The organism is Wolbachia endosymbiont (group B) of Dolichovespula media (genome assembly GCF_947179505.1).
Classification (GTDB): Bacteria; Pseudomonadota; Alphaproteobacteria; order Rickettsiales; family Anaplasmataceae; genus Wolbachia.
The window spans coordinates 35,186-61,778 of the sequence record NZ_CAMXBR010000002.1 but is presented as its reverse complement, the minus strand read 5'-3'; the positions used below and the strand labels follow the sequence as shown (position 1 = coordinate 61,778).

Sequence of the window (26,593 nt, the reverse complement as noted above, 5' to 3'; positions counted from 1 at the left end):
TTGTTAGTGAAGGGTAAATTATATGAATAAAAGTAAAGAAGAAATCGAATTCAGAATATTAGAAAGCAAAGGCAAAGCACTACTTGATCGTGAAATAATGGAAACATTTTTAAGTGCAGTACATGAAAGGCCACAAGCTCAAGAAATTGCTAAAAATCTGGTGAATACTTATGCAGGAGAGGAAGGATTTTAGGTCGAGAAATGGATGACCTGAAAGTCATAGAAGGAGTAACTGATTCTGCAGTAGCAATGATTATGTGCGTTAAGGAAACACTAGAAAGGGTACTGAGAGAAAAGCTCAAAAGTGAGCCAATAATGGACTTACAAGGGCTAGTAGAGTACTTAAACGTAAGTATAGGCCACTCAGAAAGGGAATGTGTAAAAATACTGTACTTGAATAAAAGGCGTCAACTAATTGGAGAAGAATCCTATATTGGTGAAATGGAAAAAGCACCAGTATACATAAAGGAAATTACAAGAAAAGCATTAATAAAGAATGCAACATTAGTAATAATGTCACACAACCACCCTGGGGGAAGTTTAGAACCTTCAGAAGAAGATCAAGAAGTAACAAAGAGCTTAGCAGCAGCATGTAGTACTGTAAGCGTTAGATTATTTGATCATATTATCATTACAAGTGGGGGTTATTTTAGCTTTAGAGAAAACGGATTGTTATAGCAGAAAGTATTTACAAATCTACTCATATTAATTTATAATGAGTAATATAATGTATAATAACAAAGTTTATTGTACACTTAAAAAGTATTTTTAATATGAGGTTTATATGACTAGTAAAGATCAGAATAAAAAGACTAGTGTTAATCACAAGAAAATATTTGGTGCTCTTGAAAGCGTTGATATAGAGCAGTCTAAATTTGTGAGTAAAATTAATAGCCAGAAGGAGATAAAACTGGAAGATACAATGCCTTTCCCTAGCAGAAACGTTCGCGAAAACAAAATCAACTATGGAAAAGGACTTGATTATATATATGGCACAAAACCTGTAAGTGATCAAGAAGATAAAAATCCATTTGCCTCAGCTTTGCAAAAAATAAAGCCAAATACAGAGAAGCTGAGCTGGTTTAAGAGTTCTATAGTAGAAGCAAAAAACGTAAATGAATTGCACAAAGTTATAGACAAAGTACTAGCTTCTGGAGCAAGGCTAAATGCATGTAATGATGGAGAATGGAGCTTCAATTATTACTGCTCACCATATGAGAAAACCAAAAGGAGAAAAACCTATACTAACTGTTGAGCAAGCAAGAGATGCAATTAGAGGTACCTCTGCCCTTGTTAATGGTGTTAGATGTTCATATGCTTTTTGGCCAATAGAAGATACAGCTAAGCAAGAAATCTTTAGGTCAATGGGTGAGACTCCAAGACAAAATGCTTTATTTTCCGGGGCAGTTGTTAAAGCAAATGGGTTAGCTGATCGCACTGTACGTACTTACCTAAGAAATCAAGAAACAGGACTACTAGAAGATATAACGGCACAATTAAAAGTTAAAGACATTAGTGATAAAAGTCTTAAGATATACCTTATCAATGCAATTAAACGATCTGCTATTGCAGGACATCCATTTACTCATACAGGAAGCACAGGAGTATATAAACAACGGCATAGGCTACCTGAAATCTTTCACAGTATGGGAAGAGATAGATTAGAACGTGTGGTGCAGGAGCTTTTACAGGCAAAACAATTAGTAAAAGGAATGTCTAAAGGTTCAAGAGAAGATAAGTGGCTTGACGTTATAACAGGACCATTTGCTTGTGGTATAGGAAAATTCACTCCTGGAGCTGAAGATTTTAGCTGTAGACAAAGCTTATAAGTCTCTATCTTTATTTACAAATCCCTCATACAGGTTTAAAATACTATAAATAGGGATTCTAAAATATACTATCAGTTTTCTTAATATATTATCAAATTATTTATCATTATATGATACAACTTACAGCATATTTATAGTAAGGTGTTAATCATGAAAGAGGCAAAGAAGAATCCAGTAGTTAGATTAAAGGCTACAGCTAAAGAATTCAATTTTAGTAAATTAAGAACAAATCAAGATAATAAATTAGCGAATTCCGGTGAAACAATGTTCTTAGATTTTCAAAGGATGAATTTTATTATTAACGGAAAAGAAATAGATAAAAATTTTATTATTGCATTTAAGGAAGGAGCTAAGTACCGCAGAAGCGAACTTTTTAATAGTGATGATATATATAATGACGAAATATTTAACAAAAAAGGAACAAGAGAAATAGATACGGATCATGGCAAAGCATTTGTTGCTTCAGTACTTAAAGATATTGAGAAAGAGCTTGTACAAGATGCATTTGGCGAGTTGTGGAAGGATCATTGCGAAAATCCTGAAACTGCTGATAATCAAAAAACTGATTCATATAAGAAAGAATTTGAAGAATTTTACAATGCTGGTCAAGAGTATACCGATCTACTACCTATAGAGAGAGATGAAAACAAGGATTACCGTTCCTTTGCAAAAAAAGTTTTCAAAAAAATGTTTAGATACGCTGGGGCAGAAGTTCCAAGTGATGCTATTTTAGAAGAGCTAGTCACCAATTGTAATCAAGCTGGGTATGAGGCTGCTCCATTTATACAAACCCAACTTGCACTTGGACAGTCGTTCATAGTAGAAAATCCTAAAAAAGTAATAAACATTGATTGTGCTAACCAAAATAATGTAAGAATTAGATCTAACATGAAGCTACCAATACTTTCTGTCAAAGATCATATGCATGGAGATAAAATATGTAATCTGTCCAGTTCATTGGAATTTATAATTGAATCTTGTGATGGTGAAGACTTTGTAACATACAGAGATGGTAAATTATCACTTACTATTCCTAAAGAGTTGGAAAACTATAAAGATAATGGCAAGACCTTGTTTGACATTATTAAAGAATATTTTCAGAAATTCTGTGCAGAATTAGGGTTTAAATATGAGACAAAAATACAAATAGAGCATGTCTTAGGTACTCAAATTAAAGTAAGTAACCATTTAGATGGTACGATATCAACCACAGGATCAGATGCAAATGAAGAGTTCATCAATCTTTTAAGGAAAAATCTCAGAGGGAGGTTATTGGGATCAGGAGTTACTCTAGGGGGTGAAGATGTTGATGATATTATTGAAGTCAGAGTATCTGCAGTTATGGATCTATTAAGTGATTATGCTAAATTGGAAGATAATAAAGAAAATAGAGAGTTATTAATAAGTGAAGTAGCAGATAATTTAGGGCTTTTCTTTCAAGGTAAAATAGCACCAGAAGTATTGAAAGAGTTTGATGATAAAATAATAAAGTTGATGAATAGCGAAGGTATAGAAAGTAATATAGATCAACATGTAATGGAATTAGAATCTTTACCTTCTTTGATAAAAGGTGAGGTTGATCATAATCAAGTCCAGTGTGTTGTAAATATTTTTACCAATTTAATTATTGAAGGGAAAAGAGAAATATGCGAAAAAAAAGGTGCGATTAATGCAATTGATGCAATTCATAAGAAGGTAGATAAGGCAATTATTGAACAAGAAAAACAAGCAACCAATAAACAAGATATAGAAAATGATAAATGGACAGATAGAATCAAAAAACAGAGATTATCTATGGAACCACATGAACATTTACATTAAAAACACTGGTATGCTCTTTAAATATCTTAGAGTTTAATCTATTTTTTTATTCAATCTACTTAATCAAAAATATTAACTTTGGAGCCAGAAACTACAACCTATTATAAGCTATGATTTCAATTAAAAAGGGATAAGACATCAAATGGTTGAATTACATTCCTGATTCCTGGGTTATTCACTAAACAGTTAGAAATCAAGGAAGCTAAAACCTGCATAAAACCTAGACTTTTTGACCTACATTCCTAAAAGCATTCCTAGTAACTACATACTTAAAGTGAGCTAATATGGCTGATTTTACCATTCCTAAAACCCTTATATATTATATATATATAATAACAATAGTAATAAATAATAAATAAAATAAATATATAAACTACAAATAAAAATTATCAAAAAGAAGGAAGATCAAAAAGACCACTGCAAAACATTACTTAGATTTTATGAAAAAGATACAATTTAGAGATAATTGCAATTAGTGCGGTTTTAAAGGGATTTTACGACTTCATGGTACAATTTGATCACTGAGACCTAAGTTGCTCGTGTAGGATAGCTTAAAACTCAATTACGAGGCATTTCTTTTGCTTTAAACTTTTATCTTTGTAAAAGAAACCCTTGCCTAGCTTATCACGTTTTTTATTCGTTGTAAAATATTTTTTCAAAATAATAAACCAGATGAACGGCAAAGAACAGAAGCGACTGCGAGACGGAATGCTTTGTGTTGAAGGCCTTGTTTTCCTTTTCTACCTTACTATAAACTACTGATTAAAGATACAAAAATAAAAAGAAGCAAATACAGTATTTTAAAGCATTTTATGAGTTTAGGTTTGTTGTTTCTATCTTATACTAAAGAGCCTCTATAATACCGCTAAAAACGCGAATAAAAGGCATACAAACTCTATATGAATGTAATCCATTATAAGAGATGAATAAGTTAGAGTTTTGAGATTAACTCAAGTAAATTGCTACAAAAAACGTCCTGTAGACTTAGCAGCACCTAAAGAAAGTATAAAAGGATTGAGACGATAACCATGGTCTTTGCAAGAATATCCTGGCCAGCCAATGTTTTCAATAACGTCGTTACAATTTGCACCAAGCTCTTTGGATAAAATTTCTTTTATTGCTTTAATCATTCTATTTAGTGGCCTTCTAATCTTGTACTCTAAATTGTGAATTTCTGAATTAAAACCCAAGTGCTCTCCTAGTTGATTGATATTAAGGAACTTATATTTTTCTGCTGGCAATCCGCTTTTGAAATCCTGCCAAAACTGAGCTAACAAAACGTGCATAATACCAAGGCGTGCTACTGAATGCTTACTGATAATTTGAATGTTATTTATGTAGATTGAGTTATTTATAATATGCAAATGTAGTATCTTAGGCTGAGATAGCTCAGTGGATGGAACGAGCAACATTTATTAACTTATTATGTTTAATAAACTTATTATAGTATATTTTCAATAAAAAAGTAGAATTTTTTGGACGAATTTTGAAGTTACCGTGTATATATATTATGTACACACTACAACGTACCTCTAATTTCTAGTAATGTCAATCTTAACACTCGACCTCGGCAAACAAACGGGCTGGGCAATTCTTACAGATGGAGTAATTGAAAGTGGGAGCAAAAGTTTTCATGGTAGCCGTTTCAGTGGAGGTGGAATGTGCTTCTTAAATTTTCGTAATTGGCTTAATTCTTTGAAGGACATTTCTGCAGTGTATTTTGAGGAAGTAAGAAGACATCTAGGAACTGATGCAGCCCATTGCTATGGCGGTTTTCTTGCAGTGTTGTCTGCTTGGTGTGAAGAACATCATGTGCCATACAAAGGTGTTAATGTTAAAACTATAAAACGCTTTGTAACAGGCAAAGGTAATGCAAGTAAGAGTGAAGTTATTGAAGCGATACGTGAAAAAGGTTTTGCACCTAGAGATGATAATGAGGCCGATGCTTTGGCATTAATGTTTTACGTTATGAATCTTAGTAAAGATTTTAACATATCAAGAATGCCATAAAAATGGGTCCTTTCGGCCATATTGGTGGGTTTGGTGGGTCAGACCCCAGGCCTTTTCTAGTGTTAGACATATTTTGAATATTAACTTTTTAATTATTAAGATATGAATTTAGCAATCCACTACTATCCTACTCGAAACCTAGTTGAATATGATCGTAATCCTCGTAAAAATGATGACGTAGTAAATAGAATGTGTGCTTCTATTCGGGAATTCGGCTTTCGTATTCCAATAGTTGCAAAAAGCGATGGAACTGTGGTTGATGGTCATTTAAGACTTAAAGCAGCAAGAAAACTTGGTATGGAGAGCATTCCTGTTGTTTTAAGTGATAATCTAAATGAACCACAAACCAAAGCTTTTCGATTACTGGCAAATCAATCAGCTAATTGGGCAAAGTGGGATGATGAGCTTTTGAAAGTAGAAATTCAAGAGTTAGAAGATTTACAGTTTGATCTTAAAATGACTGGATTTGAATTAGAAAAAGTTCAACATTTCCTTGATGATTTAGATAGTGAAAAAGAAGATCTTTCTGACTTAGCTATTGATGACAAAAAAGTAACAAAACCAGGTGATTTATGGATTTTAGGTGATCATCGAATCTATTGTGGTGATAGCTCTGTAGTTGAATCATATAAAGCGCTATTAGATGATAAAATGGCAGATATTACCGTATGTGATCCTCCATATAACGTTGATTATGGTAGCAGCCAAGAGAGAGAAGACAAGAAGATATTAAACGATAATCAAGGTGAAAAGTACGAACTTTTTCTCTACGATATCTGTTCCAATATTTTAGCATATACGAAAGGTGCAATTTACATCTGCGTATCATCATCAGAGTTTTCAACGTTGCAAAAAGCATTTGAGGAGGCAGGAGGAAAATGGTCAACATTTATCATTTGGGCAAAGAGTCACTTTACGCTAGGAAGATCAGATTATCAAAGACAATACGAAGCAATGCTCTATGGATGGAAAAGCGGTAATAAACGTGAGTGGCATGGAGGAAGAAATCAAAGTGATCTGTGGTTTTATGATAAGCCAACACATAACTCATTACATCCAACAATGAAGCCAGTAGAGCTAATGGAGAGAGCAATAGTTAATAGCAGTAGACCTGGAGATATAGTATTTGATCCATTTAGTGGTTCTGGAAGTACACTGATTGCATGTGAGAGAACAGGAAGAATTTGTAGGACAATAGAGCTAGATTCAAAATTTGTAGATGTAACCATAAAACGTTGGCAAATATACACAGGTAGGGAGGCAATTCTTTCTGGTACTGGCAAAACCTTTTCAGAGATTCAAGAAGAAAATTCGTAGATAAAGAGACACAAAAGAGAGAAGAGAAAAAAAAGTGGAAAAGATAACACAAACAGAATGGGCAAGAGAGATAGGAGTATCAAAGCAATATGTCTGTTATTTGGTAAAAAAAGGAATAGTTGAGTTGGAGGATGGTTTGATCAATAGAGAACAGGCAAATGAAGCGGTGGCAGCAATAAGAGATCCAAGTCAGCCACTGAGGAGGAAAAATCCAGAAAACGAAAATACAAATAACCTTTCTACAATGTTGCTAAAAACGCGAATAAAAAATGAGATGGAGCGAGGAAGATTATTGGAGGCAAAAGCAAAAGCTGAGATAGGAGAACTTGTAGCAGTAGAGGAAGTAAAAACTGAAGCATTTAACGTAGCAAGGGTTGTCCGTAATAATTTGCTTAATATTCCAAATAGGGTTTCAGCAATGCTTGCATCACTGAGTGACACTGAAAAGATTCATATGGCGCTCACTGAAGAGATTACAAACTCATTACAAGAATATCTGTAATAGTTTAGACTTGATCTGACAAGCAAACAAAGTAAGATAAAAATATAAACAAGTTTTAAAGGAGTGTCAGATATGAATACAACACAAGAAAAAATACTAAAACCAAAGTTGGGATTGCTAGAACTTGCAAAGCAATTAGGAAATGTATCACAGGCGTGTAAAGTAATGGGATATTCAAGGGATACATTTTACCGCTTCAAAGAACTGTATGAAACAGGAGGAGAAGAGGCTTTACACGAGATAAGCAAAAGCAAGCCATTGTATGCAAATAGAGTGTCGGAGGATATAGAAAAAGCAGTAGTTGAAATAGCAATAGAGTTTCCAGCATACGGACAAGAAAGAGCAGCAAACGAACTGAAAAAGAGAGGAATTCTCATCTCTGCAAGTGGAATAAGATCAGTGTGGCAAAGAAACGATCTTGAAAATTTTAAAAAGAGGTTAAAGGCATTAGAAGCAAAAGTAGCTCAGGATGGTATCATTTTAACAGAAGAACAGATAACAGCTCTAGAAAAGGCTAAGGAAGAATAAAGAGGCCCATGGAGAAATTGAAACAGAGCATCCAGGATACTTAGGTAGCCAAGACAGTTATTATGTTGGTAATATCAAAGGTATTGGACGAATTTACCAGCAAACCTTTGTTGATACCTATTCCAGAGTTGCTTTTGCTAAGCTTTACACAGAAAGGACTGCTATCACAGCTGCAGATCTTCTTAATGATAGGGTAGTACCGTTCTTTGATGAACAGAAAGTATCATTGCTACGTGTTTTGACGGATCGTGGTACAGAGTATTGTGGCAGACCTGAAAATCACGTTTACCAGCTATATTTAGGGGTAGAAAATATTGATCATTCTCGAACCAAAGCTCGTTCTCCACAGACTAATGGCATATGTGAAAGGTTCCATAGAACTATGCAAGATGAATGTTACAATATTATCTTTAGAAAGAAAATTTACACCTCTTTGGCAGAACTTCAGTTAGACGTAGACCATTGGGTGCATTCTTACAATAGATCTAGACCACATTCAGGTAAATATTGCTATGCCTATGCAAACCTTTTTTGATAGTATGCATATTGCTTATCAGAAAAATATTGATAGCATTAAACAGGATGCTGATATCGGTTTTGACTTTGTCAATTCTTCTGTCAGATAATTCATGCCTGTCAGATCAAGTCTAAACTATTACATCTTAAAGATAAAATACTTAGTCCGACAGAAGGAGTAGAAGGAGATGAAGAAAGGTCCATCCCAGTAGAAAAATTAGTAGGATGCCTTGATCAAGTTTATGGTAAGGAAAAAACATATGACTCTGAAGTGGAAAGGAATTTCTTGGAAGAGTTAGTAATACAAAGTCCAAAAGATAAAGATAAAGTTCGAGAGCTGGAGAATGGAAATGTAATCGAATTAGCGCCTGATTTGACAGATCAAAAATTAATTTCTGATGAAGTAAATCGACTAAAAAGAGTGATTGTAGATTCAGTAGATAACCTCAATAATATTAAGGTTGCAATGCAGAAATGTCTTGAGGATAACATGGATTATCAAAGGTTAATAGCTGGTGATCTAGCTTTGCAAACAACTATGTTCACTGGTGAAAATAAAGTAAAATCAGTAAATAGAACTATAGATTATCATGACATAACTGATAGAATACCAAATGCCATCGAGGATACCAAAACCGTTCAAGGCACTGTGAAAGATTATTCTACTCAAGATGAAAGAGATCTATCAGATAATACCACTACTATAACTACCAAGTTACTTGCTGATAAAAATCAGGTATCTGTTAGTGAATCTGGAAATGCTAGCGTGGAAGGATTAGAGATACCAGATGTAAAGGAAAGTACAATAGAAAAAGGTAAAGAATCGATTTTTAAGGAAAAGTCAGAAATATTTTCTGGCTCTAGCAATTATGATATAAAAAGAGAAGAAGGTGGAAATTTTGCAGAGGATGTCACAAATATGGTTATCTCGGACAATCTGATATCTGATACAGGAGTGAGAGAGGCAGTTTCACAACAGACTCTTAATACTCTAGATGGCTATAATATTCTACCTTCACCTGATTTGTATTGACTTAAAGATTTCTGGCTTGGCTATAACCTTCTACTAGCAGCCAGAAGACATACAAGCTCCTATAACATGAGTAGATCTACTTCTTACTATGTCATGTGCTCGTTGTATCCGTTCAGCGGAGCGGTCGAGAATGCTTAAACAAGTAAAATCGTTAGAATCAAACTGGCTAAATACGGTATAATATGGTTGATTTTTTAATACTTTATACAGTCCAAAGCAAAAAATGGATCTTTTGCTTAACTCTCAACTGTCTTCTACCGCTCCGCTGAACAGACACCACACAGGTGTGAAGGCAGATTTAAAATATTACAAAAAACCTCACAGCCACATGTCACTTCACAGAACACCATCGGAAGAACTAAGGTGAAGCGACAAAACTGCGGACTTTCCCCATACTCCCCATGGCAATCCAAAGCACAAGCCCCCAAGCGAGAGGTAGGCTCTAATTACTTTACATCAATTTTCTTGATGTGTTTCTCCGACTTAGGTATGGTTACATGCAATACTCCATCTGAAAAATTAGCAGATACTTTATCTTGCTCTACATTTACTGGAAGTTGAATAGACCTATAGAAAGAGCCATAGTATCTTTCTCGATGATAAAACTGCTTATCTTTTGACTCATTATCACACGTCTTTTCACCCTTCACTATTAAGTTATCGCCAGACATGCTGATATCTATGTTTTCTTTGGAAATACCTGGTAGCTCTAGCGAGAGACAATAGCTTTCTTTTGTTTCATAAAAGTCGCAAGCTGGTAATAGACTACTACCCCTTCTAGAAAGCTCTGAGCCCCACCCTGTGAAGAAGCTATCAAATATTTCATCAACAGCTCTTTGCAATCCTCTTACACTAAAATTATCACGATTATTGTTTTTATTTGAATGAACTATATTACTCATGTTGTACCTCCTTTTATTATACAAGCGTTACATAATCATTCCACTTACTAATTTCAATTCTAAATCTAGAATTAGAACTTTTATTAGATGTGAAAAGTTGTTCGAATTGACTATAACTTGATTATAAGAAAAAATCTTATTTAGATTATCGTGGGTAGTAATGAATCTCGATTTAACACTTTCTACCTAGAAATTTCTTCCCTAGAATCAGAAATCCTTCTTAAATGTACCTGTCAAGGATTATGAACAGTTTTTTAGAAATGTTCCTTCTCTATTGGGCTCACCAAACAGAACAATGCCTAGGACAGCCAAAAAATAGAAAACTGTTAGTAGCAACGAAAAACTTACAGACTGCAAAGAGGCAGCTCCAACAATAGGTATGAGAGAAACAGGAAAAGCATAAAACAAGCTATGTACTACAACCACCGACCAAATTGAACCGTTTTTTTCAAACAGCCAAGTATAGATTATAGATGTTAAGAGGAGCTGAGCAAAAGAAATGCAGATCATGGGCAGTGACATATGTTCTGTATGACCAGCAACTATAATTGTAGAAAATATTCCATAAAGTAAACTAATCAACAACGCCCTAGTATAAAAATTTGATATTTGGGCTCTTATGTTCTTTAAAAAATAACCTTGCCAACCAACCATAATTGAAATATTAGAAATAGCACTACCTACGAAACTACCAATAAACGCAATCGGAATCACAGAGTAAGCAACACCAACAGGTTCTAATTTTGGTTCATATTTTATCAATGAGAATAGCAGACCTAATCCAAAAAGGCTAGGAAACGTCACTAACGGGATCATCAGTCCACATAGAAGATTTTTTACTGAATCCTTCTTAAAAAGGCTACTTATTTTCTTCCTATTATAAATCGTTAATAGAATAGCAATGACGCCAGGTACAAAAGGAGTAAGAAAAGAAGTATTAGGCACAACATGGACCAGGAGAAACGTCAGCAGATAGGTAACCAAAATAAACACCATACACTCTTTACTCATATACAGAACTCCTACATCTTACAATTGTGTCAAAAAAAGTATCAATACAGTACAACAACTTATCTTATCTATATCTAAGGTTTACAATAAAAGTTGTCAATGAATAGCACCTAAATTTGAGTAAAAAACTTCACTGCTGTTCCCTAATTCATTAAAAATCTAAGAATTTCAATAATTTACCCATTCTACATACAATCAGATTCATGTAATATAGTAATAAATTATCATTTTTTAGCTTTACTCAGTTTATCATAATGGGGAAGATTTTCAGCGTGTTATCTATATCTTAATCTGTAGATAGCGTAAGAAGTATTTTTGAGAAGAATATTACATTGATTAGCATGACAAAAATCTTAATTATTTACTTTCTACAAAAAATATAAAGAAGATCGTATATTTGTGAGAACAAGCCACGTAAAAGTATGGTTATGAAAATAGAAATTTGCAATCCTTGTAACAAAGTTAGGGAAATTGATTCGTATGTAAATGTAGTAAAAATTGGCTAATATAGATGGCTTTAGCGTATAGTAAAATCACTATATTAAAAAGTTCGCACAGTAAACTTGGTAGTCCAATCCATACCAAAAAAACTTGTTCTCACCGCACTTGGTTTTGAGCGCTGAAAATGGTTGATTTACTTGAGATATTAATAATATAGTTTACTGAATTAATAGTAATTCATTTGAGAATAAAAAGAAAAATTTATGATAATTTTACATTTCAAATCGATATTGTTCTTTTTATAAAAAATATTCCTATACTGCGCAAGGTCAAGTTTTAACCACATCAATTTTTCTTTCAAATTAAATCTTATCTTTTACAATGGGTCTTACGTTTAAATTATTTGATACCCAAAATTAAGGAAGCCATTTTAAACGGCACACAACCTCAGCATCTAAAACTAGCTGATTTGAAGGAAATATCACTCTCATGAGAGGAGCAAATGAAGGTGCTTTACGGACAAGAGTCTTAATAATAGTCTTCTATATTATTGTTAATAAACACCACCATAAAATATCTTACTATTACCCACAAATAAAAACATAGTATTGTATTTACTCAAATAATTTAATTTTATTAACCTGAAAGCTTATTGGATTAAAATTATTAAACTAAGAGTTATAATTTTAGCAACTAAAAGCTGTAAATTGCACCATATAAACAGTTATTTCAAGCAAAAGTTATGCCATTAAGAGCTACGCAACAAACATTTATATTTGTGGGTAATAGTAAGATAAAATATGCAGAAACAACCTAGAAGACCGATTACAACCAATGCGTAAATATAGAGTAAAGAAAACTTCATCCACCTATTAACTTCTACCTACTACCTCTACTATTGCTATGGTTATAAACTCTACTCACTCCATCAATTTTATCTAATGCAGACTGCGGGTTACCAAAATCAATTGATATCACTCTTTCTCCGCCTAATTGTAATGCTCCTCCACCTCCACGCTGTGGGTATTGGAGTCCTAAAAATTGTAATAGTAATGGATCAAATTCATGTTGAATTCCTGGATGATCTTGAATCAGTCTACCCCTAGGAGAAGATAGAGGATCATTTTGGAATAATTGTGAAATATTTCTTCTCCGATTTTTAAAGTATTGTTCATTTCTTTGAGATTGTCTAGTGTCATTTCCAATGCCTACACTAAGAAGACCACGTATATAACCTATAATACCCTCACCTTTCTCTCCAAAGTTATTATTTCCCTGTAAAGCTTGATCAATAGCTTGGTTAATATCCCTAGCATTTTCGTATACCCATATGCCACAATTATGGCCATCTGTTTGCTGATGAACGGAAACATTATGGACATTATCATCGTTAATATCACATTCTCTTAAAGCTCCTCGAATATTATTGTCAATACCACTATCTGGACCAAGTGAATCAGCATAATACCCATAATAATTTCCATTTTGGTGTACAATAACTAATGTAACCCAATGACGATTACCTACATTAATAATAGCAATTAATCTATCTTTTTCACCCGAATCTACTTTTTGTTTAAAGTTAGCTATGTGACTACTTAATAAGCCCCTACCTGTTGGATCATTTTGATTTCCATCGACTCCTACTGAAGTTATTGTAAAATCATGACGATTATTAGTTGGATTAGATCGATCATCATAGAAAGTATATTGTTGTGCAGCGAAAAACATGTCATGAGTTTGTAGCCAATAACGATAATTTTGATTATCTGTTGCAAAGTCTAGTGCAAGTAGATCATGCACATCTTCTATCTCACGAGCGTTGTTTCTACGAAGGATAGCATTTATTTGTTGTAATATTCCTTGTGCTGTAGGAGTACCACCTCCCCTTATTCTTGACTTTAATGTTTCTATTACCTGTGCTCTAGTACCTTGCAAGTAACTAAACGGAACATGTAGATTGTCGCCTATATCAAGCAAAAAAATCGAATTTTGTCCTGGTGCTTTTTCTTCGTAAAAACGCCTAAAGTTTTCACGAGTCTGATCTGATGATAGACCTTCTGGTGGATTCTCATCAATAACACTTTCAGGTCCCACTAATCCTCCTGGTCTTGAACCGCGAACATGACGATCAAGCTTGTGTACATACTCTTCTCTTCCTATCCCTTCTGGGAAAAGTATAAGATTACCTGCTTCGCGTGCATCTCTATTAAACACAATAGGAAACAAAACCACCTCATTTCCAGAAGTAATAGGTATAAATCCTCTGTGTTGTTTCTTAAGTCTTCCGATTTCTTGTCTCGCATTATTTTGCTGTTGTCCTACTTCTTCTGCATTATTAGCAAGTCTTAACACATATCCAATTGGGTGAGTATCTAAGTCATTCTCTCTAGGTTGTCTTAATAATAAAAGATCTAATCTCTGTTCTGTAATTCTTGTGAGTATTACCCTTTCTCCTCTTTCTTCCTGCCCCCTTTTTAAACTATATGTTTGACCAACTTTATACATAGCAAGCACTTTATAAGGATTATCACTAGCATAAAATGTACCATGTAGTATAGAACGGAACTTATCCTCACTATTAACATTTATTGTATCCACAAGCGGCATCAATGCTCCAGAGATCTCTTGAAATAATCCTCTATGCTGAGCTATATTTTTCCAGCCATCATTCACAACTTGATTTAAAGTATTATGTACATTTTCAGTATTGGGCACTTGTACAAGATCACCAGCAAGAAAATTATTTGCATTATTATTTTGGTAATCGTGATATAAACCAAGGTCATTTGGTAGATCAATATCTAGTTCAAGTTGATTATTAAGTGTGCATGAAACTTCCCACACATGAACATCATTTCCATTAACATTAAGAGTCTGTAAATTGATGGCTCCTTGTTGTTGCGCATCGTGAGCTCTAATATGAAGTATAACTATATCAGAACCTTCAGCATGAAAGACCATAGTTAAACATCTTAAACCCTCATCACCATGTCTAAATATGTACTTTGTTATAGGTGCTTCGTCTTCCTCTTCTAGTTCTAAAGGGTGCCTATCAAAAGCACTACTTCCAAAAGCAAAGCCAGTTATGCAATCAAATATTCTATTATAATTCTCTGCATTTCTTGGTATTTCAGCAGGAAGATGGTGAAGCAAGAAATCTCTAACATTTTCTCTAATGCCTTCATTCTCCAAACACTCAAATAATCTTTGTACTAAAGGAAATCTATCCTGTTGAAGTTTTACTGTATCAACACTAAAAGGATCTAGATCTAAATTAAAATTTAATCCAACACAGACAGTATTTCTTGATTCAGTATGGATAGGTATAAATGAAGAAGTGTGTAACCTTCCAGCGTAGCCTATGGCACAGTTTAATGTAACATCTGACGGTGTGTCAAATATAGCAAGATTAATAACAATAGGAATATTTTCTCTTTCTGCTTGATGACGTACAAGAAATGCAACATGTGTGTTTCTAGGAGATAAATCAAGATCGATGCCTATTGTGTAGCGATGACTAAAATTTGCTAAGAAACCTAATAAAAACCCGTGACCCTCAAATCTTTGATTGCGATTTTCAATATTATTTTCCAGTACTTGTCTGTAATTATTATAGATGTCAGTTATGTATGGCAAAATTTCTCTGCGTATTCTATCTCTTACATCTTGTCTTCTATCACTCGCTAGCATTCCCATAAAATTATCAATTCCTTGTTGACCCTGTGCTACTTGCGCAAAATTGACCAACCTACCAAGTTGTCTACGCTGATTTTGATTGAGTTGTCTTCCTTCTATTTCCTTAATTGTTAGTCTGTGATCTCCTAAGAGCCGTCTAATAAGATTGATTTCAGATGCTGAATATTTGGCAAATTTATTCCTACCTTGATGATCTTTTTCACGAATTACCTCGAATACCGTTGCAATTACCTCTCCCTGACTCTTGCCCTTTCTGTGCATGCATACTTTGTATTGCTCAAAATTTAGGTCTTCTTCCCTTAAATTTGGATTTTGCCGTCTAATCTCTTGTACTAGAGCATTTCTCTCCCTTGTACTGAACCTCAACCCATCACTATTAGGACGATCAGAAATACTGTAGCATCTGACAACTTGCTGTCCGTCAGGATAAACAGCAACTTTTAGGTTTGCCGTATTTCGATTTTTACCATTACGTGGATTAACACCATGGTTATCAAAACGAAAATAGACTCTCTCATTTGCATTTAAGGTATTAGCATCATGTGCAATAGATAACATACTAAAAAAGAATACAGGAAGGAAACGACCTGCACTTATATGATACAAGAAAGATGGACATTGATCTAAAAAAGATTCAAATCCTTTAATAAGTCCATCACCATTATTCATACAAAATACCCCTTATTTACTACGACCAGAAACACCAAGAGTTCATAAGTGGATTACTTATTACCACTAAGCGTAAAGACGCTTTTTTTCTTATAAGAAGAAACACCACTTACACTAGGAGTTCCAAGCTCAGACTGCGGACTATCATCAACTGGCAAAGTTGTTTTCTTACTACCATGAGCTTTAGATCGTGATCGCAAATTACTGCAAGGACCATCACCTACAGGACCAGGTGGTAAAATTGTTTTCTCTAACTCAGAGAATAATTCTTCTGCAAACAGACCGTAATCTACATTTACTCTTTTACCTTCCCTACCGCATAATCTAAGGTCTCTTATTATTAGTTTTTTAAAGAGCTCAAACTTTTCAGGAAAGCAATCTTTGGCAAATGACATCATATCTAATATTTCTTTTTTCTCTATTTCTTTTTCTTCATCAGTCTTATAAATGTCTTCTCGTCTCCAATTGACTATTAACTCTGCAAATACACCACTTGTAGGAACTGTATAATTAGAAGTATTAACAGCAGCTTTTCTGTATTGATACAAGCTACCACATTCCCAAAATTCCATAATAAGAGATCTAGCTTGAACATTTGATTCAGGATTTTTCAACATCACATCTGAAAGAGAGGAAAGAAAAAGCTCATAGTCTCGCTGTGAGAATATTTTGTCCGAACAGTCTCCTCTTGCTGAAACTTCTTTATAACACCAGCACTGTACCAAATCATGAACCGTATCAAAAAAACATGACTCTATTAATTCAGCAAAAAGGGAATATACTCCTTTATCTTTCTGTGATAATTTCTGTAAAAGAGTATCTTTATCGACTATCTTATTTACACAAAAATCTAAAATAGGGGCGTCTTTCTCAACAGATTGAACGCGAGAAAGAGCAAGAATAGCTTCTGTGAGCTTCTTTTCCTTATCTTCTTCTTTTAAATGATTATAAAAATACTCTACCCCTTTACTCCACTTAAGTTTTACAGCACTGTCAAAACCTTCTACTGCATCATACTTCTTTAATTCCCCAGATTCTCTATCGATCCAGAAATCAAATACAGGACCTTTCCTCTTTATGCTATCTAGTAACGAGTTTTGTACGTATTTGCCAAATTCAGTTTCAGTTTTACCATCAAATGCACCAGGAGGAAACTTGTTCCTATAAGATTCAAATCTTTTTTGAAAGAGAGGATGAATTTTATCCACTACACAGTAACTACAAGCCATCTCATATTTGCGAAGTGGATTATCTATTCCACCTATTTTTTCTTCACTAAACCTTTGACCTAAAGCAGCATTATCCAACCTTACACCTGACCAGCAACCTTCATCTTGAAATACATTGTGCAAAAACTTCAACTTATCACCCTTAAAGTATTTTATGTGCTCCATAAAGTTATCTTGAAGGACTCCCACCCATCTCTTGATAGCTGACTTCCTCCCGGCAACAACTGCTGGATCTGGATGTTTAATAGCTTCCTGTAATTTTTTGGACATCGTAGCCCGAAGCTCTTTCTGTGTTGGCATTATCCCCCCTATTAAGTATTAACAGTGTCATGTAAAAAAGGCATTATACAGAAATTAGAATGGATTGCAATATTAAAATTACCAGAATAGAGGGTTTAATAAAAAAACGTTATGGCTAAAACTTCTTTTCTTGAATTTTCTCAATATAATCAACAGAAAGACCAGTAGTTTGAGTTATAATGTCAATAGAAACTCCTGCTTTAAGTAGATTCTTTGCAACCTCAATTTTCTCTGCTTTTCTGCCTTTTTCATGGCCGATTTGGATGCCTTCTTGTCTACCTTTTTGAGTGGCATCATCGAGTTTTTGAGCGAGGACAGCCTGTTCATCACGAATACGCTTTATCTCTTGTTCATAGGCTATAAATTCTTTTTCTGACCAGTTGAACCTATTTAATTCTTCATACGCTCTTTTAATTATTAGATCACTTCCTATTATTCTCTCTAGCTCTTCTTCACTAGTTTCATCTGCATATCTAAAGAAGTAGACCCATTTTTCAACTATACTTGAAAGCTGATCTTCTTTTGTTTTTGGAAATTTAGGCAACTCAATAAATATAAAGTAAAAATCTTTTAGATCACGTTCATTAGTATCTTCATCGCGAATAGTATGCTTTGATTTGTACTCAGACTTATCAGGAAATAAAATACAATCTGCTATAGCAATAAAGATAATTTCCTTAAGGTCCTGGTATTGATCACCTTTATCGGCTTGTCTTGAATAGGCTTTAGCAGCATAGTATTGGGCACGTTTCTCGAAGCCTTTGGTTTTAGCGACCTGCATTTCAATAATCCATTGCACCCCCGTGGAATCTCTACATAATACATCAACAATGCTTTGCTTTTTAGAGGCAATATCAGGGTCTTGAATAGTACTTAAAAACTCTATATCCTTTATTTCATTTTTGCCAGTAAAACCCAGAATATCATTGAGAAAGTGAATGAGGATGTCTTTATTCTTTTCAGTGCCAAAGATACGGCGAAATGCGACATCATTCTTGGGATCCAGAAACTTCGAGAGAGCCATAGCAAGAGTACCTAAAAAGCATTAATAATTATACACAATTCTGAAGAAATATTCAACTAAAATGCAAACATAGAAGTTTTTGTATATCTTTGTTTGGTAGTATTAACATGTATAATATTTATGGCAAACATCTCAATAAGGTATCAGATAGCACAAAAAGTAAGGAACTGGAGGTTAAAGCGAGGATATACTCAAAAAGATTTAGCGAAGAAAGTCAGTGTAACGTATCAAGTAGTACTACAATATGAAAAAGGAACACGTAAAATTTCGATTGAAAAGTTGTATGCTATAGCAGAGATATTGTCGATTGGTATTGTAGACCTAATTCCTGTATCAAATGAAAAAATCTGTCTTGAAGATGAGGGAGAAGAAATACTAAATCTAGTAAGAGAATATAAAAAGATTAATGATCAGGAATTACGTAGAATGTTTTGTTTACTAACCAAATTTGTTCAAGTTAGTGAGAAAAATAGTAAAAAAACGGAGAGAATAAAAATTGCAAAAGGTCTTATTAAAGCAGGAGTTTCTGTTGATACTGTTTCAAAAACAATTGGTCTGTCTGCTGATGAATGTGTTGAAGAAAAAACGGGTTCTATCTACTACCAAATAGGAAAAAAGATAAAGGAGTGGAGGGCAGTACGGGAGTATACTCAAAAGGATTTGGCTGAGAAAATGGATACAACACGTGATGAAATAAGCAACTATGAGCAAGGACGTGTGGCCATTCCACTGGAAAAATTATATGCAATAGCAGAAACATTATCAATTAGCATTACAGATCTGCTCATAGAAGAAGATGAGATAGTAGAAAATGAACTACCTGATTTAATAAAAGAATACAAAAAGATTGAAAGTCAAGAACTACGTAATGCATTAATAAGATCTCTATTTGAAGGCATACGGATTTGCGAAGAAAAAGTGAAAAGAGCAGAAAAGATCAAAATTGCAAAAGACTTAGTAAAAAAAGGAATTTCTATCAATATTATTTTAAAAACAATAGGCATCTCTTTAGACGAAATTCAACAAATTTAAGTAAAAAAATCAGTATCTATTAACATCTTTACTTTTTGATGAAAAAATAAGTAAAAAAGATTGAAAAATTGATTTGACTTCACTCGAAAGCTATGGCTCTATGCCAATGCTGATAAAAAACAGCAGTAAATATTTAAAAAAAGTTTGTTGTTAGTGAAGGGTAAATTATATGAATAAAAGTAAAGAAGAAATCGAATTCAGAATATTAGAAAGCAAAGGCAAAGCACTACTTGATCGTGAAATAATGGAAACGTTTTTAAGTGCAGTACATGAAAGACCACAAGCTCAAGAAATTGCTAAAAATCTGGTGAACACTTATACGGGAGTAGGAAGGATTTTAGGCCGAGAAATGGATGACCTGAAAGTTATAGAAGGAGTAACTGATTCTGCAGTAGCAATGATTATGTGTGTTAAGGAAACACTAGAAAGGGTACTGAAAGAAAAGCTTAAGAGTGAGCCAATAATGGACTTACAAGGGCTAGTAGAGTACTTAAACGTAAGTATAGGTCATGCAGAGAGGGAATGTGTAAAAATACTGTACTTGAATAAAAGGCGTCAACTAATTGGAGAAGAATCCTATATTGGTGAAATGGAAAAAGCACCAGTATACATAAAGGAAATTATAAGAAAAGCATTAATAAAGAATGCAACATTAGTAATAATGTCACACAACCATCCTGGGGGACGCTTAGAACCATCAGAAGAAGATCAAGAAGTAACGAAGAGCTTAGCAGCAGCATGTAGTACTGTAAGCGTTAGATTATTTGATCATATTATCATTACAAGTGGGGGCTATTTTAGTTTTAGAGAAAGTGGATTGTTATAGCAGAAAGTATTTGCAAATCTACTCACTATGATTTATTATAAGTAATAAAGTGTATAATAACTGTACACTTAGAAAGTATATTTAATAGCGGAGGCTAATATGGGTAATAAAATAATTGTACCTTTTGGTGACAAAAAAGGAGGTACTTACGAATTAAACGTTGACCTTGATAAGTTATCAAAAGGTGAGATGTTAAATGCTATTATAGGAATTGGTCGTACTGAAGAGCAGTCTACCTTTGTAAGCAAAATTAATAAGGCTAAAAAGCCTGGAGATAAAGAAATAGTACCTTTCCCTTGTAGAGAAGTTCGCGAAAACCAAATCAACTATGGGAAAGGATTTGACTATATTTATGGCACAAAACCTTTGAGTAATCAAGCAGATTATCCAGAAGGGTTAAATCCATTTGCTTCAGCTTTGCAAAAAATAAAGCCAAGTATAAGCGAAAGCGAAAAGTTGAGCTGGTTTAAAAGTGAAGTGGTAGAGGCAAAAAACGTAAATGAATTGCACAAAACTATAGACCAAGTACTAGCCTCTGGAGCAAGAATAAATGCATATAACGATGGGGAATGGAGCATTGCAGAGTATGTAGTATTGGGTACACATTTTCATAAATTTGATAAGACTGATCGAAAAAAGATAATGCGTAAATTAATGCTAAGTGGTGCAGATTTTCATGATACTTTATTGCAGAATAAACTAATAGGTGAAATCTATAATGAGCTACAGCCAGAAGTTCAGCCACAGATAGATGAGAGACTAGAAGAACTAGAGAAAGCTGGCGAAAATGCTATGCAAGAAGGAGAATTAATAGATGTTGAGATAGATAATACAACATCGTATATAGAATTTTCTGGGGATAGCAAGGTAGAGGTAGCCAAAATACTGAGAGAGTTAGGAATTAATATTTTAAAAATTGGCAATGATGCAGTTGAGGTTAAAAGTGAGAAGGGAGGTATAAGAAACTATATCGATATGTCAGATGAAAGCTCTATTATATTAGAGTTTCCTACAAGCATTGGTAAGCTAAATATTATATTGTACCACGATGTAAAAAAATATGATCAAGTACAAGTCAGAGTAGAAAACAAGGAAATGTGGGCTGAGTTACAAAAAAGAGGCGAAGAAATTGGAAAAAATTGCCTCTTTGGGGGAGTGAAGCTTAAGGAAGTGGTAGAAAGAGGTAATTTCACTAGATGTGGCATATGGAATGAAAAGTATGCTATAAAAGAGATTAGCAATGATGAAGTATTGTCTTCATGGGTAAATAGGGTATGTGGAGGTAGTAAAGAAACCTTTAGGGAACTTTAATGCGTCTACAGCAAACTTTAAGGTTCCAGAGGTTTTTTCTACCGTTATATCTGAGCTATAGTAGAAAATATTATACGCATGGTTGTTTTCGTGGAAAAAAGTCTAGACTGTGAAGTAAGGGAAAAAGTAAAAAATTGGAGGTTAGAGAGAGGTTATACTCAGAAGGATTTAGCTGAGAAAATTGGTGTAAAGTATTGGGTGATATTGCAATATGAGAAAGGGAATCGTAGAATTTCAATTGAAAGGTTATATGCTATAGCTGAGGCACTATCAATCAGTATTACGGATCTTATTCCTGTATCAAAAAGCTGTCTTGAAGATGAGGGAGAAGAAATATTAAATCTAGTAAGAGAATATAAAAAGATTAATGATCAGGAGTTACGTAAGATGTTTTGTTTATTAACCCAATTTGTCCAAGTTAGTGAAAAAAGTAGTAGGAAAGCAGAGAAAGTAAAAATTGCAAAGGGTTTGGTTGAAGCAGGAGTTTCTGTTGATGTTATTGCAAAAACAATCAGTCTCTCTGCTGATGAATGTGTTGAAGAAAAAGTTGGTTCTATTTACTGCCAAATAGGAAGGAAGATAAAAGAATGGAGGCTAGTAAAAGAGTATACTCAAAAAGATTTAGGAAAGAAAATGAATACAACCCGTCACGAAATAAGCAACTATGAACAAGGACGTGTAGCTACTCCACTGGGAAAATTATATGTAATAGCAGAAACATTATCGATTAATATTACAGATCTGCTAATAGAGGAAGGTAGTAAAGTAGAAAATGAACTACCGAATTTAATTGAAGAATATAAAAAGATTGAAAGTCAAGAACTACGTAATGCACTAATAAAATCTTTGTTTGAAGGCATACGGATTTGTGAAGAAAAAGTAAGAAAAGCGGAAAGGATCAAAGTTGCAAAGGATTTAGTAAAAGGGGGAATTTCTATTGATATTATTTTGCAAATAGTTGGTTTATCCGCTGATCAAATTGCATGAAAATTTATTTCTAAGTAAGGTATATATGTTTGTTTCTGTAAGAGATGTTAGTTCTATACACTACAAAATAGGGCAAAAAATAGAAGATTGTAGATTAATGCAAAGGTGTACTCAAGCAGAGTTAGCAAGTAAAATCGGATTAGCATATAAAGAAGTAACCAATTATGAAAATGGGTATATTCCTATTCCGATTGAAGTACTATATGTAATAGCAAGAGTACTGTCAGTTAATGTTGTAGATCTATTACCTAAACCAATAACAGTAAGAGAGTATGAAGATGAAGACGAAGAAATACTCTATCTAACAAAAATATATGAGAATCAAAAGTTAGGCAAAATAGTACCTTCATTAATCAGGTTTGTTCATATTAGCGAGAAAATCAATCAAGAGGAGGCAAGATTAGAAGTAGCAAAAAATCTAGTTAAAGAAGGAGTTTCAGTTGACATAATTTCCCAAGCAACCGGCTTATCTATTTACGAGTATGATAATACAGAGAAAGAAGTCTGCACTGATTCTATATACTACAGAATAGGGCAAAGAATAAGAGAATGGAGGTTGATAAGAAGATATACTCAAAAAGATTTGGCGGATAAAGTTGGTTTAACACTCAAGGAAATACACGAATATGAAATAGGATACACTGCCATATCATTTGACAAATTATATCAAATAGCAGAAGGATTATCAGTGAATATTAAAGTTCTGCTACCTAAAACAAGAGAAAGCAAAAAGCTATTGAGTTTAATGGATGAGTACGGAGAACAAGAATCACTAGTCAAATCTCTATCTGAAAGTATGAAAAATGGCAAGAAAAAAGTTAAAAAAATAGAAAAGATCAAAGTTGCGAAAAATCTAGCAAAGGCAGGTGTTGCTATTGATATTATTGTGCGAGCAAGTGGCCTAACTACTGATGAGTGTGAAAATTGAATTGTGTTAAAGATATAAGTAAAAGTAGTTATATACTTAATATAGATAAAGGTTGCAAATAATCTACTTATGCTGGACATTTCTATTGAGGAGCTTGAAAATCATGCTTTCAAAACTTAACCTGGATTAAAGATTTCAGTAGTTTACTTACTCATAAATAATACATTAAAATATCAATAAAAATAATTGTATATTTAATATATCTAAATTACTGAATGAAATTCTTGTGCTTCTGTGTTTAATATATAATGTTCAAATAGATTGAAGTGAATTAACTAAATTAGAATTTGCTTAATGTAATTCATTGGTATCACAAATGATTATCTTGAGTATGCCAATTTTTCTAAAAATATTGACGGTACTAAAAAAATAAGTTATCCTTTTAACAGATTTATTAAGAAGGTGTGTATGGTTAGTCATGAAAAGAAACATACAGTAGCATTTTGCATTTCAGCTATTGCGTTTTGTGTTGGCATCTCATTAATTGCAGCAGTACTTACAACAATAGCACCTTTAATTGCCATAATTGTTTCAACTATAATAGGGGCAATAACTATTTTGTCTGCTTGCCAAGCTATTGAAAGCTACTCAGTCATAAAAAATAGCAATAAGGCAACAAGTAGTTTGCATGAAATAAAAGAAGCTTTTACAGGAAAGGAAAGCGAGCTTTTTATTGAAAAGGTTTTTAACCATTTATGTGGATTTTTTAGTAGTGAAAAAGAAAGTAGTACACAAAGATAATAAGATTTCTCAACAAGGCAAATTTGCTTATTTTACTTTTCTGGCTCAACTAAAGCTTTAGATTTTACTTGATGTAAATTAAGATACAATGTCACAAAATTTATCGATTACTTTTTGATTGCCTTCTACCATTGCCTTTGCCTCTTGCTGAAGAGATTTGATATTTTTTGATGTAATATTATCCATGTCGGGTGATGCTATTTTTAATTGCGATTGTATGCGTATATATTTATCACCTATAACTTGATCAAGTTGGTAATTTACTGAATCTAAACTTGAGGCAAACATCACATGTAATAGTGGTTTTATCCAGCCTATTTTGCCAAATTTCCTTGAATTAGCATACTCTATGCTTCTATCTGTTCTTCCAGTACCTATCGATAACAGTAGAATATCATCATTTGGAAATAACCTCTTACCACTTGCATATGCACAAGCCGCTGGATTATTGGCAAACACCCCTCCATCCACTAATATTCTGTCTATCTGGTTAATTTTGAGATGTTTTGGTATGAAATAAGTAGGTGCAGCCGTTGCAGCTCTGAGTGCATCTTTCAGCTTAATATTACCTTCTTTCCAGCTTTTAAAGAAAAATGGGCAGTTATTCTGAATATCGTAACTCGTAATCAACACATTACTTAAAGTGTTTTTAAGGATATCATCGCCAAAATATTTATCCAGTACAGATTCAATATTTTTATGTGGATATTGTGCGCAGTTAAACCAAGATAGTATTGATCGCCTAAAAAATGAAGATTTAAAAATATATGGTCCATATTCCCGATAGAACTCGACTAAATCATTAGTAGAATATTGAGGTTTATCTTTTTTACATAATCCTGCTATAACAATTCCACCAGTTGAGGTTCCTGCCATAAGATCAAAGATTTCAGCTACTCTCTTTCTTGTTCTTTTTTCTATTTCTGCTAGAATGATGGCTGGTATTATGCCCCTTATGCCTCCGCCATCAACTGAAAGGATATATTTAATCATGTTTAGATATTTAATAATTTTATTAACTTGTTCTCTTTTATCAGGTTGTGTTTCTTGTCCTAGTACTACTGTATGTTTCACTCCTGGGGAAAATTGCACCAATCTAATAATTGATTCCGTAGAGCATGCTAAAGGGTCTGTGTTAGTTCAAGCATACCAATTTACCTCAAAGCCTATTGCTGAGTCCTTGATTCAAGCCAAAAAACGAGGTGTAGAAGTTAAGATAATTCTTGATAAGTCGCAAATTCATTCAAAATATAGTGTCATCAATGAGTTATTCGAGCAAGGTATTAAGATTTATATTGATTTCAAACCAGCAATCGCTCACAATAAAGTCATGATTATTGATAACAAAAAATCATAACTGGGTCTTTCAATTTCTCTGACGCCGCACAGAAAAAAAACGCTGAGAATCTACTAATTATAACAGGAGATCCTCCATTAGTCGAGCAATACATCAAAAACTGGAAGGATCGTCAATCTCAATCTGATGCTTACACACCAAAAGTAGAAGAATAATTACTTGTACTTCAAATTAGCTTTGAATTCATCTAATTCCTCAGAAAGATTCTTTACCCGTTCTTCCAGACGATATACCGTAACGGCCAATCCATTGTTCTGCTCTATAAATTTATCATGCATGTGTACCCGTAAGTCTAGCTTGGCGAGCCACCAAATTGTTGCTATGGTCTGTATTACCATCGTTATTATTACTGTGATTGGGATTTTTTGTTTTTGCATGCTTTTCCTGATTGTATAATAAAAGACTTTCAATTATTTCTTGTTTGGTAGTGTTCATAAGCGTCAAGTTAAGTGCAAGCGGCATAAGAAGGAAAATGGAAAAAACTATTTTAGAAATTGAGTAATAAGGTTAGTAATTTATGGATCAATCTAAAAAAATTATCTTAAACTTGACATGTATAAATATTTCCTATTGTTTCCCA

The 26,593-nt window shown here is 33.6% G+C and carries 19 protein-coding genes and 5 pseudogenes; 16 read left to right on the top strand and 8 right to left on the bottom strand.

Going from position 1 to position 26,593, the window contains the following annotated elements; all coding sequences use genetic code 11:
- Positions 1 to 22 precede the first annotated feature (22 nt).
- From OM967_RS01485 to OM967_RS01470, 4 genes and pseudogenes are all read left to right on the top strand, one after another.
- Positions 23 to 678 (top strand): annotated as a pseudogene (locus OM967_RS01485) (JAB domain-containing protein).
- 106 nt (positions 679 to 784) lie between these two features.
- Positions 785 to 1,237 (top strand): annotated as a pseudogene (locus OM967_RS01480) (hypothetical protein); the annotation flags it as partial.
- Positions 1,188 to 1,829, top strand: a pseudogene (locus OM967_RS01475) (P-loop NTPase family protein); the annotation flags it as partial. The pseudogenes OM967_RS01480 and OM967_RS01475, both read left to right, overlap by 50 nt.
- Positions 1,830 to 1,979: 150 nt before the next feature.
- Entirely contained in the window at positions 1,980 to 3,650 is a 1,671-nt protein-coding gene (locus OM967_RS01470) for a hypothetical protein (RefSeq protein WP_264337445.1), read from the top strand.
- Between the two features lie 962 nt (positions 3,651 to 4,612).
- Here OM967_RS01470 and OM967_RS01465 read toward each other — a convergent pair.
- On the bottom strand, positions 4,613 to 5,062 hold the full coding sequence (locus tag OM967_RS01465; RefSeq protein ID WP_211908246.1) for a hypothetical protein: 450 nt from the start codon (positions 5,060 to 5,062) through the stop codon (positions 4,613 to 4,615).
- Between the two features lie 133 nt (positions 5,063 to 5,195).
- On the opposite strand from OM967_RS01465, the gene OM967_RS01460 reads away from it, so the two are divergent.
- The 5 genes and pseudogenes from OM967_RS01460 to OM967_RS01440 all read left to right on the top strand — a co-directional run bounded on the left by OM967_RS01460 (position 5,196) and on the right by OM967_RS01440 (position 9,556).
- A complete protein-coding gene (locus OM967_RS01460; protein ID WP_264337444.1) occupies positions 5,196 to 5,660 on the top strand; it encodes a crossover junction endodeoxyribonuclease RuvC in 465 nt (154 codons plus the stop codon).
- A 102-nt stretch (positions 5,661 to 5,762) separates the two neighbouring features.
- Positions 5,763 to 6,977 (top strand): DNA modification methylase, encoded by a 1,215-nt coding sequence (locus OM967_RS01455; RefSeq protein WP_264337443.1) that lies wholly within the window; start codon positions 5,763 to 5,765, stop codon positions 6,975 to 6,977.
- Between the two features lie 34 nt (positions 6,978 to 7,011).
- On the top strand, positions 7,012 to 7,479 hold the full coding sequence (locus tag OM967_RS01450; RefSeq protein WP_264337442.1) for a hypothetical protein: 468 nt from the start codon (positions 7,012 to 7,014) through the stop codon (positions 7,477 to 7,479).
- A gap of 72 nt (positions 7,480 to 7,551) precedes the next feature.
- Positions 7,552 to 8,633: pseudogene (locus OM967_RS01445) on the top strand (IS481 family transposase).
- 176 nt (positions 8,634 to 8,809) lie between these two features.
- Positions 8,810 to 9,556, top strand: coding sequence for a hypothetical protein (locus OM967_RS01440; protein WP_264337440.1), 747 nt, complete (start codon positions 8,810 to 8,812; stop codon positions 9,554 to 9,556).
- Positions 9,557 to 10,002: 446 nt separating this feature from the next.
- On the opposite strand, the gene OM967_RS01435 is transcribed toward OM967_RS01440, so the two are convergent.
- From OM967_RS01435 to OM967_RS01415, 5 genes are all read right to left on the bottom strand, one after another.
- Positions 10,003 to 10,458, bottom strand: a complete 456-nt coding sequence (locus OM967_RS01435; RefSeq protein ID WP_264337439.1) for an Hsp20/alpha crystallin family protein — start codon at positions 10,456 to 10,458, stop codon at positions 10,003 to 10,005.
- 240 nt (positions 10,459 to 10,698) lie between these two features.
- Positions 10,699 to 11,469 carry a CPBP family glutamic-type intramembrane protease gene (locus OM967_RS01430; protein WP_264337438.1) on the bottom strand — a complete coding sequence of 257 codons (771 nt, stop codon included), beginning with the start codon at positions 11,467 to 11,469 and terminating at the stop codon, positions 10,699 to 10,701.
- Positions 11,470 to 12,789: 1,320 nt separating this feature from the next.
- The gene (locus OM967_RS01425) at positions 12,790 to 16,278 is read right to left on the bottom strand and encodes a C48 family peptidase (protein WP_264337437.1); all 3,489 of its coding nucleotides are present in this window, start codon (positions 16,276 to 16,278) and stop codon (positions 12,790 to 12,792) included.
- A gap of 53 nt (positions 16,279 to 16,331) precedes the next feature.
- The gene (locus tag OM967_RS01420; RefSeq protein WP_319606899.1) at positions 16,332 to 17,777 is read right to left on the bottom strand and encodes a cytoplasmic incompatibility factor CifA; all 1,446 of its coding nucleotides are present in this window, start codon (positions 17,775 to 17,777) and stop codon (positions 16,332 to 16,334) included.
- 145 nt (positions 17,778 to 17,922) lie between these two features.
- Positions 17,923 to 18,831 carry an Rpn family recombination-promoting nuclease/putative transposase gene (locus tag OM967_RS01415; RefSeq protein WP_264337436.1) on the bottom strand — a complete coding sequence of 303 codons (909 nt, stop codon included), beginning with the start codon at positions 18,829 to 18,831 and terminating at the stop codon, positions 17,923 to 17,925.
- A gap of 120 nt (positions 18,832 to 18,951) precedes the next feature.
- Here OM967_RS01415 and wmk (OM967_RS01410) point away from each other — a divergent pair, with 120 nt between their 5' ends.
- The 6 genes from wmk (OM967_RS01410) (at position 18,952) to OM967_RS01385 (ending at position 24,656) form a co-directional block, all read left to right on the top strand.
- Complete coding sequence (wmk, locus tag OM967_RS01410) at positions 18,952 to 19,863, top strand: WO male-killing family protein Wmk (protein ID WP_264337291.1); 912 nt, start codon at positions 18,952 to 18,954, stop codon at positions 19,861 to 19,863.
- Between the two features lie 169 nt (positions 19,864 to 20,032).
- The gene (locus OM967_RS01405; RefSeq protein WP_264337374.1) at positions 20,033 to 20,689 is read left to right on the top strand and encodes a JAB domain-containing protein; all 657 of its coding nucleotides are present in this window, start codon (positions 20,033 to 20,035) and stop codon (positions 20,687 to 20,689) included.
- Positions 20,690 to 20,788: 99 nt separating this feature from the next.
- Entirely contained in the window at positions 20,789 to 22,000 is a 1,212-nt protein-coding gene (locus OM967_RS01400) for a hypothetical protein (RefSeq protein WP_264337434.1), read from the top strand.
- Between the two features lie 78 nt (positions 22,001 to 22,078).
- Entirely contained in the window at positions 22,079 to 22,987 is a 909-nt protein-coding gene (gene wmk, locus OM967_RS01395; protein WP_264337294.1) for a WO male-killing family protein Wmk, read from the top strand.
- Between the two features lie 25 nt (positions 22,988 to 23,012).
- Positions 23,013 to 23,915, top strand: a complete 903-nt coding sequence (gene wmk, locus OM967_RS01390; RefSeq protein ID WP_264337295.1) for a WO male-killing family protein Wmk — start codon at positions 23,013 to 23,015, stop codon at positions 23,913 to 23,915.
- Between the two features lie 408 nt (positions 23,916 to 24,323).
- Entirely contained in the window at positions 24,324 to 24,656 is a 333-nt protein-coding gene (locus tag OM967_RS01385) for a WD_0736 family protein (RefSeq protein ID WP_143688908.1), read from the top strand.
- A gap of 78 nt (positions 24,657 to 24,734) precedes the next feature.
- Here OM967_RS01385 and OM967_RS01380 read toward each other — a convergent pair whose 3' ends face one another.
- Entirely contained in the window at positions 24,735 to 25,649 is a 915-nt protein-coding gene (locus OM967_RS01380; protein ID WP_264337433.1) for a patatin-like phospholipase family protein, read from the bottom strand.
- On the opposite strand from OM967_RS01380, the pseudogene OM967_RS01375 reads away from it, so the two are divergent.
- Positions 25,648 to 26,168 (top strand): annotated as a pseudogene (locus tag OM967_RS01375) (phospholipase D family nuclease). The gene OM967_RS01380 and the pseudogene OM967_RS01375 overlap by 2 nt on opposite strands.
- On the opposite strand, the gene OM967_RS01370 reads toward OM967_RS01375, so the two are convergent.
- Complete coding sequence (locus OM967_RS01370) at positions 26,169 to 26,390, bottom strand: hypothetical protein (protein ID WP_143688910.1); 222 nt, start codon at positions 26,388 to 26,390, stop codon at positions 26,169 to 26,171.
- Positions 26,391 to 26,593 lie beyond the last annotated feature (203 nt).

Coding starts and splice junctions, on each gene's coding strand:
- OM967_RS01470 (WP_264337445.1), top strand. CDS start 1,980: ATGAAAGAGGCAAAGAAGAATCCAGTAGTTAGATTAAAGGCTACAGCT.
- OM967_RS01465 (WP_211908246.1), bottom strand. CDS start 5,062: ATGTTGCTCGTTCCATCCACTGAGCTATCTCAGCCTAAGATACTACAT.
- OM967_RS01460 (WP_264337444.1), top strand. CDS start 5,196: ATGTCAATCTTAACACTCGACCTCGGCAAACAAACGGGCTGGGCAATT.
- OM967_RS01455 (WP_264337443.1), top strand. CDS start 5,763: ATGAATTTAGCAATCCACTACTATCCTACTCGAAACCTAGTTGAATAT.
- OM967_RS01435 (WP_264337439.1), bottom strand. CDS start 10,458: ATGAGTAATATAGTTCATTCAAATAAAAACAATAATCGTGATAATTTT.
- OM967_RS01430 (WP_264337438.1), bottom strand. CDS start 11,469: ATGAGTAAAGAGTGTATGGTGTTTATTTTGGTTACCTATCTGCTGACG.
- OM967_RS01425 (WP_264337437.1), bottom strand. CDS start 16,278: ATGAATAATGGTGATGGACTTATTAAAGGATTTGAATCTTTTTTAGAT.
- OM967_RS01420 (WP_319606899.1), bottom strand. CDS start 17,777: ATGTCCAAAAAATTACAGGAAGCTATTAAACATCCAGATCCAGCAGTT.
- OM967_RS01415 (WP_264337436.1), bottom strand. CDS start 18,831: ATGGCTCTCTCGAAGTTTCTGGATCCCAAGAATGATGTCGCATTTCGC.
- wmk (WP_264337291.1), top strand. CDS start 18,952: ATGGCAAACATCTCAATAAGGTATCAGATAGCACAAAAAGTAAGGAAC.
- OM967_RS01405 (WP_264337374.1), top strand. CDS start 20,033: ATGAATAAAAGTAAAGAAGAAATCGAATTCAGAATATTAGAAAGCAAA.
- OM967_RS01400 (WP_264337434.1), top strand. CDS start 20,789: ATGGGTAATAAAATAATTGTACCTTTTGGTGACAAAAAAGGAGGTACT.
- wmk (WP_264337294.1), top strand. CDS start 22,079: ATGGTTGTTTTCGTGGAAAAAAGTCTAGACTGTGAAGTAAGGGAAAAA.
- wmk (WP_264337295.1), top strand. CDS start 23,013: ATGTTTGTTTCTGTAAGAGATGTTAGTTCTATACACTACAAAATAGGG.
- OM967_RS01385 (WP_143688908.1), top strand. CDS start 24,324: ATGGTTAGTCATGAAAAGAAACATACAGTAGCATTTTGCATTTCAGCT.
- OM967_RS01380 (WP_264337433.1), bottom strand. CDS start 25,649: ATGATTAAATATATCCTTTCAGTTGATGGCGGAGGCATAAGGGGCATA.
- OM967_RS01370 (WP_143688910.1), bottom strand. CDS start 26,390: ATGCAAAAACAAAAAATCCCAATCACAGTAATAATAACGATGGTAATA.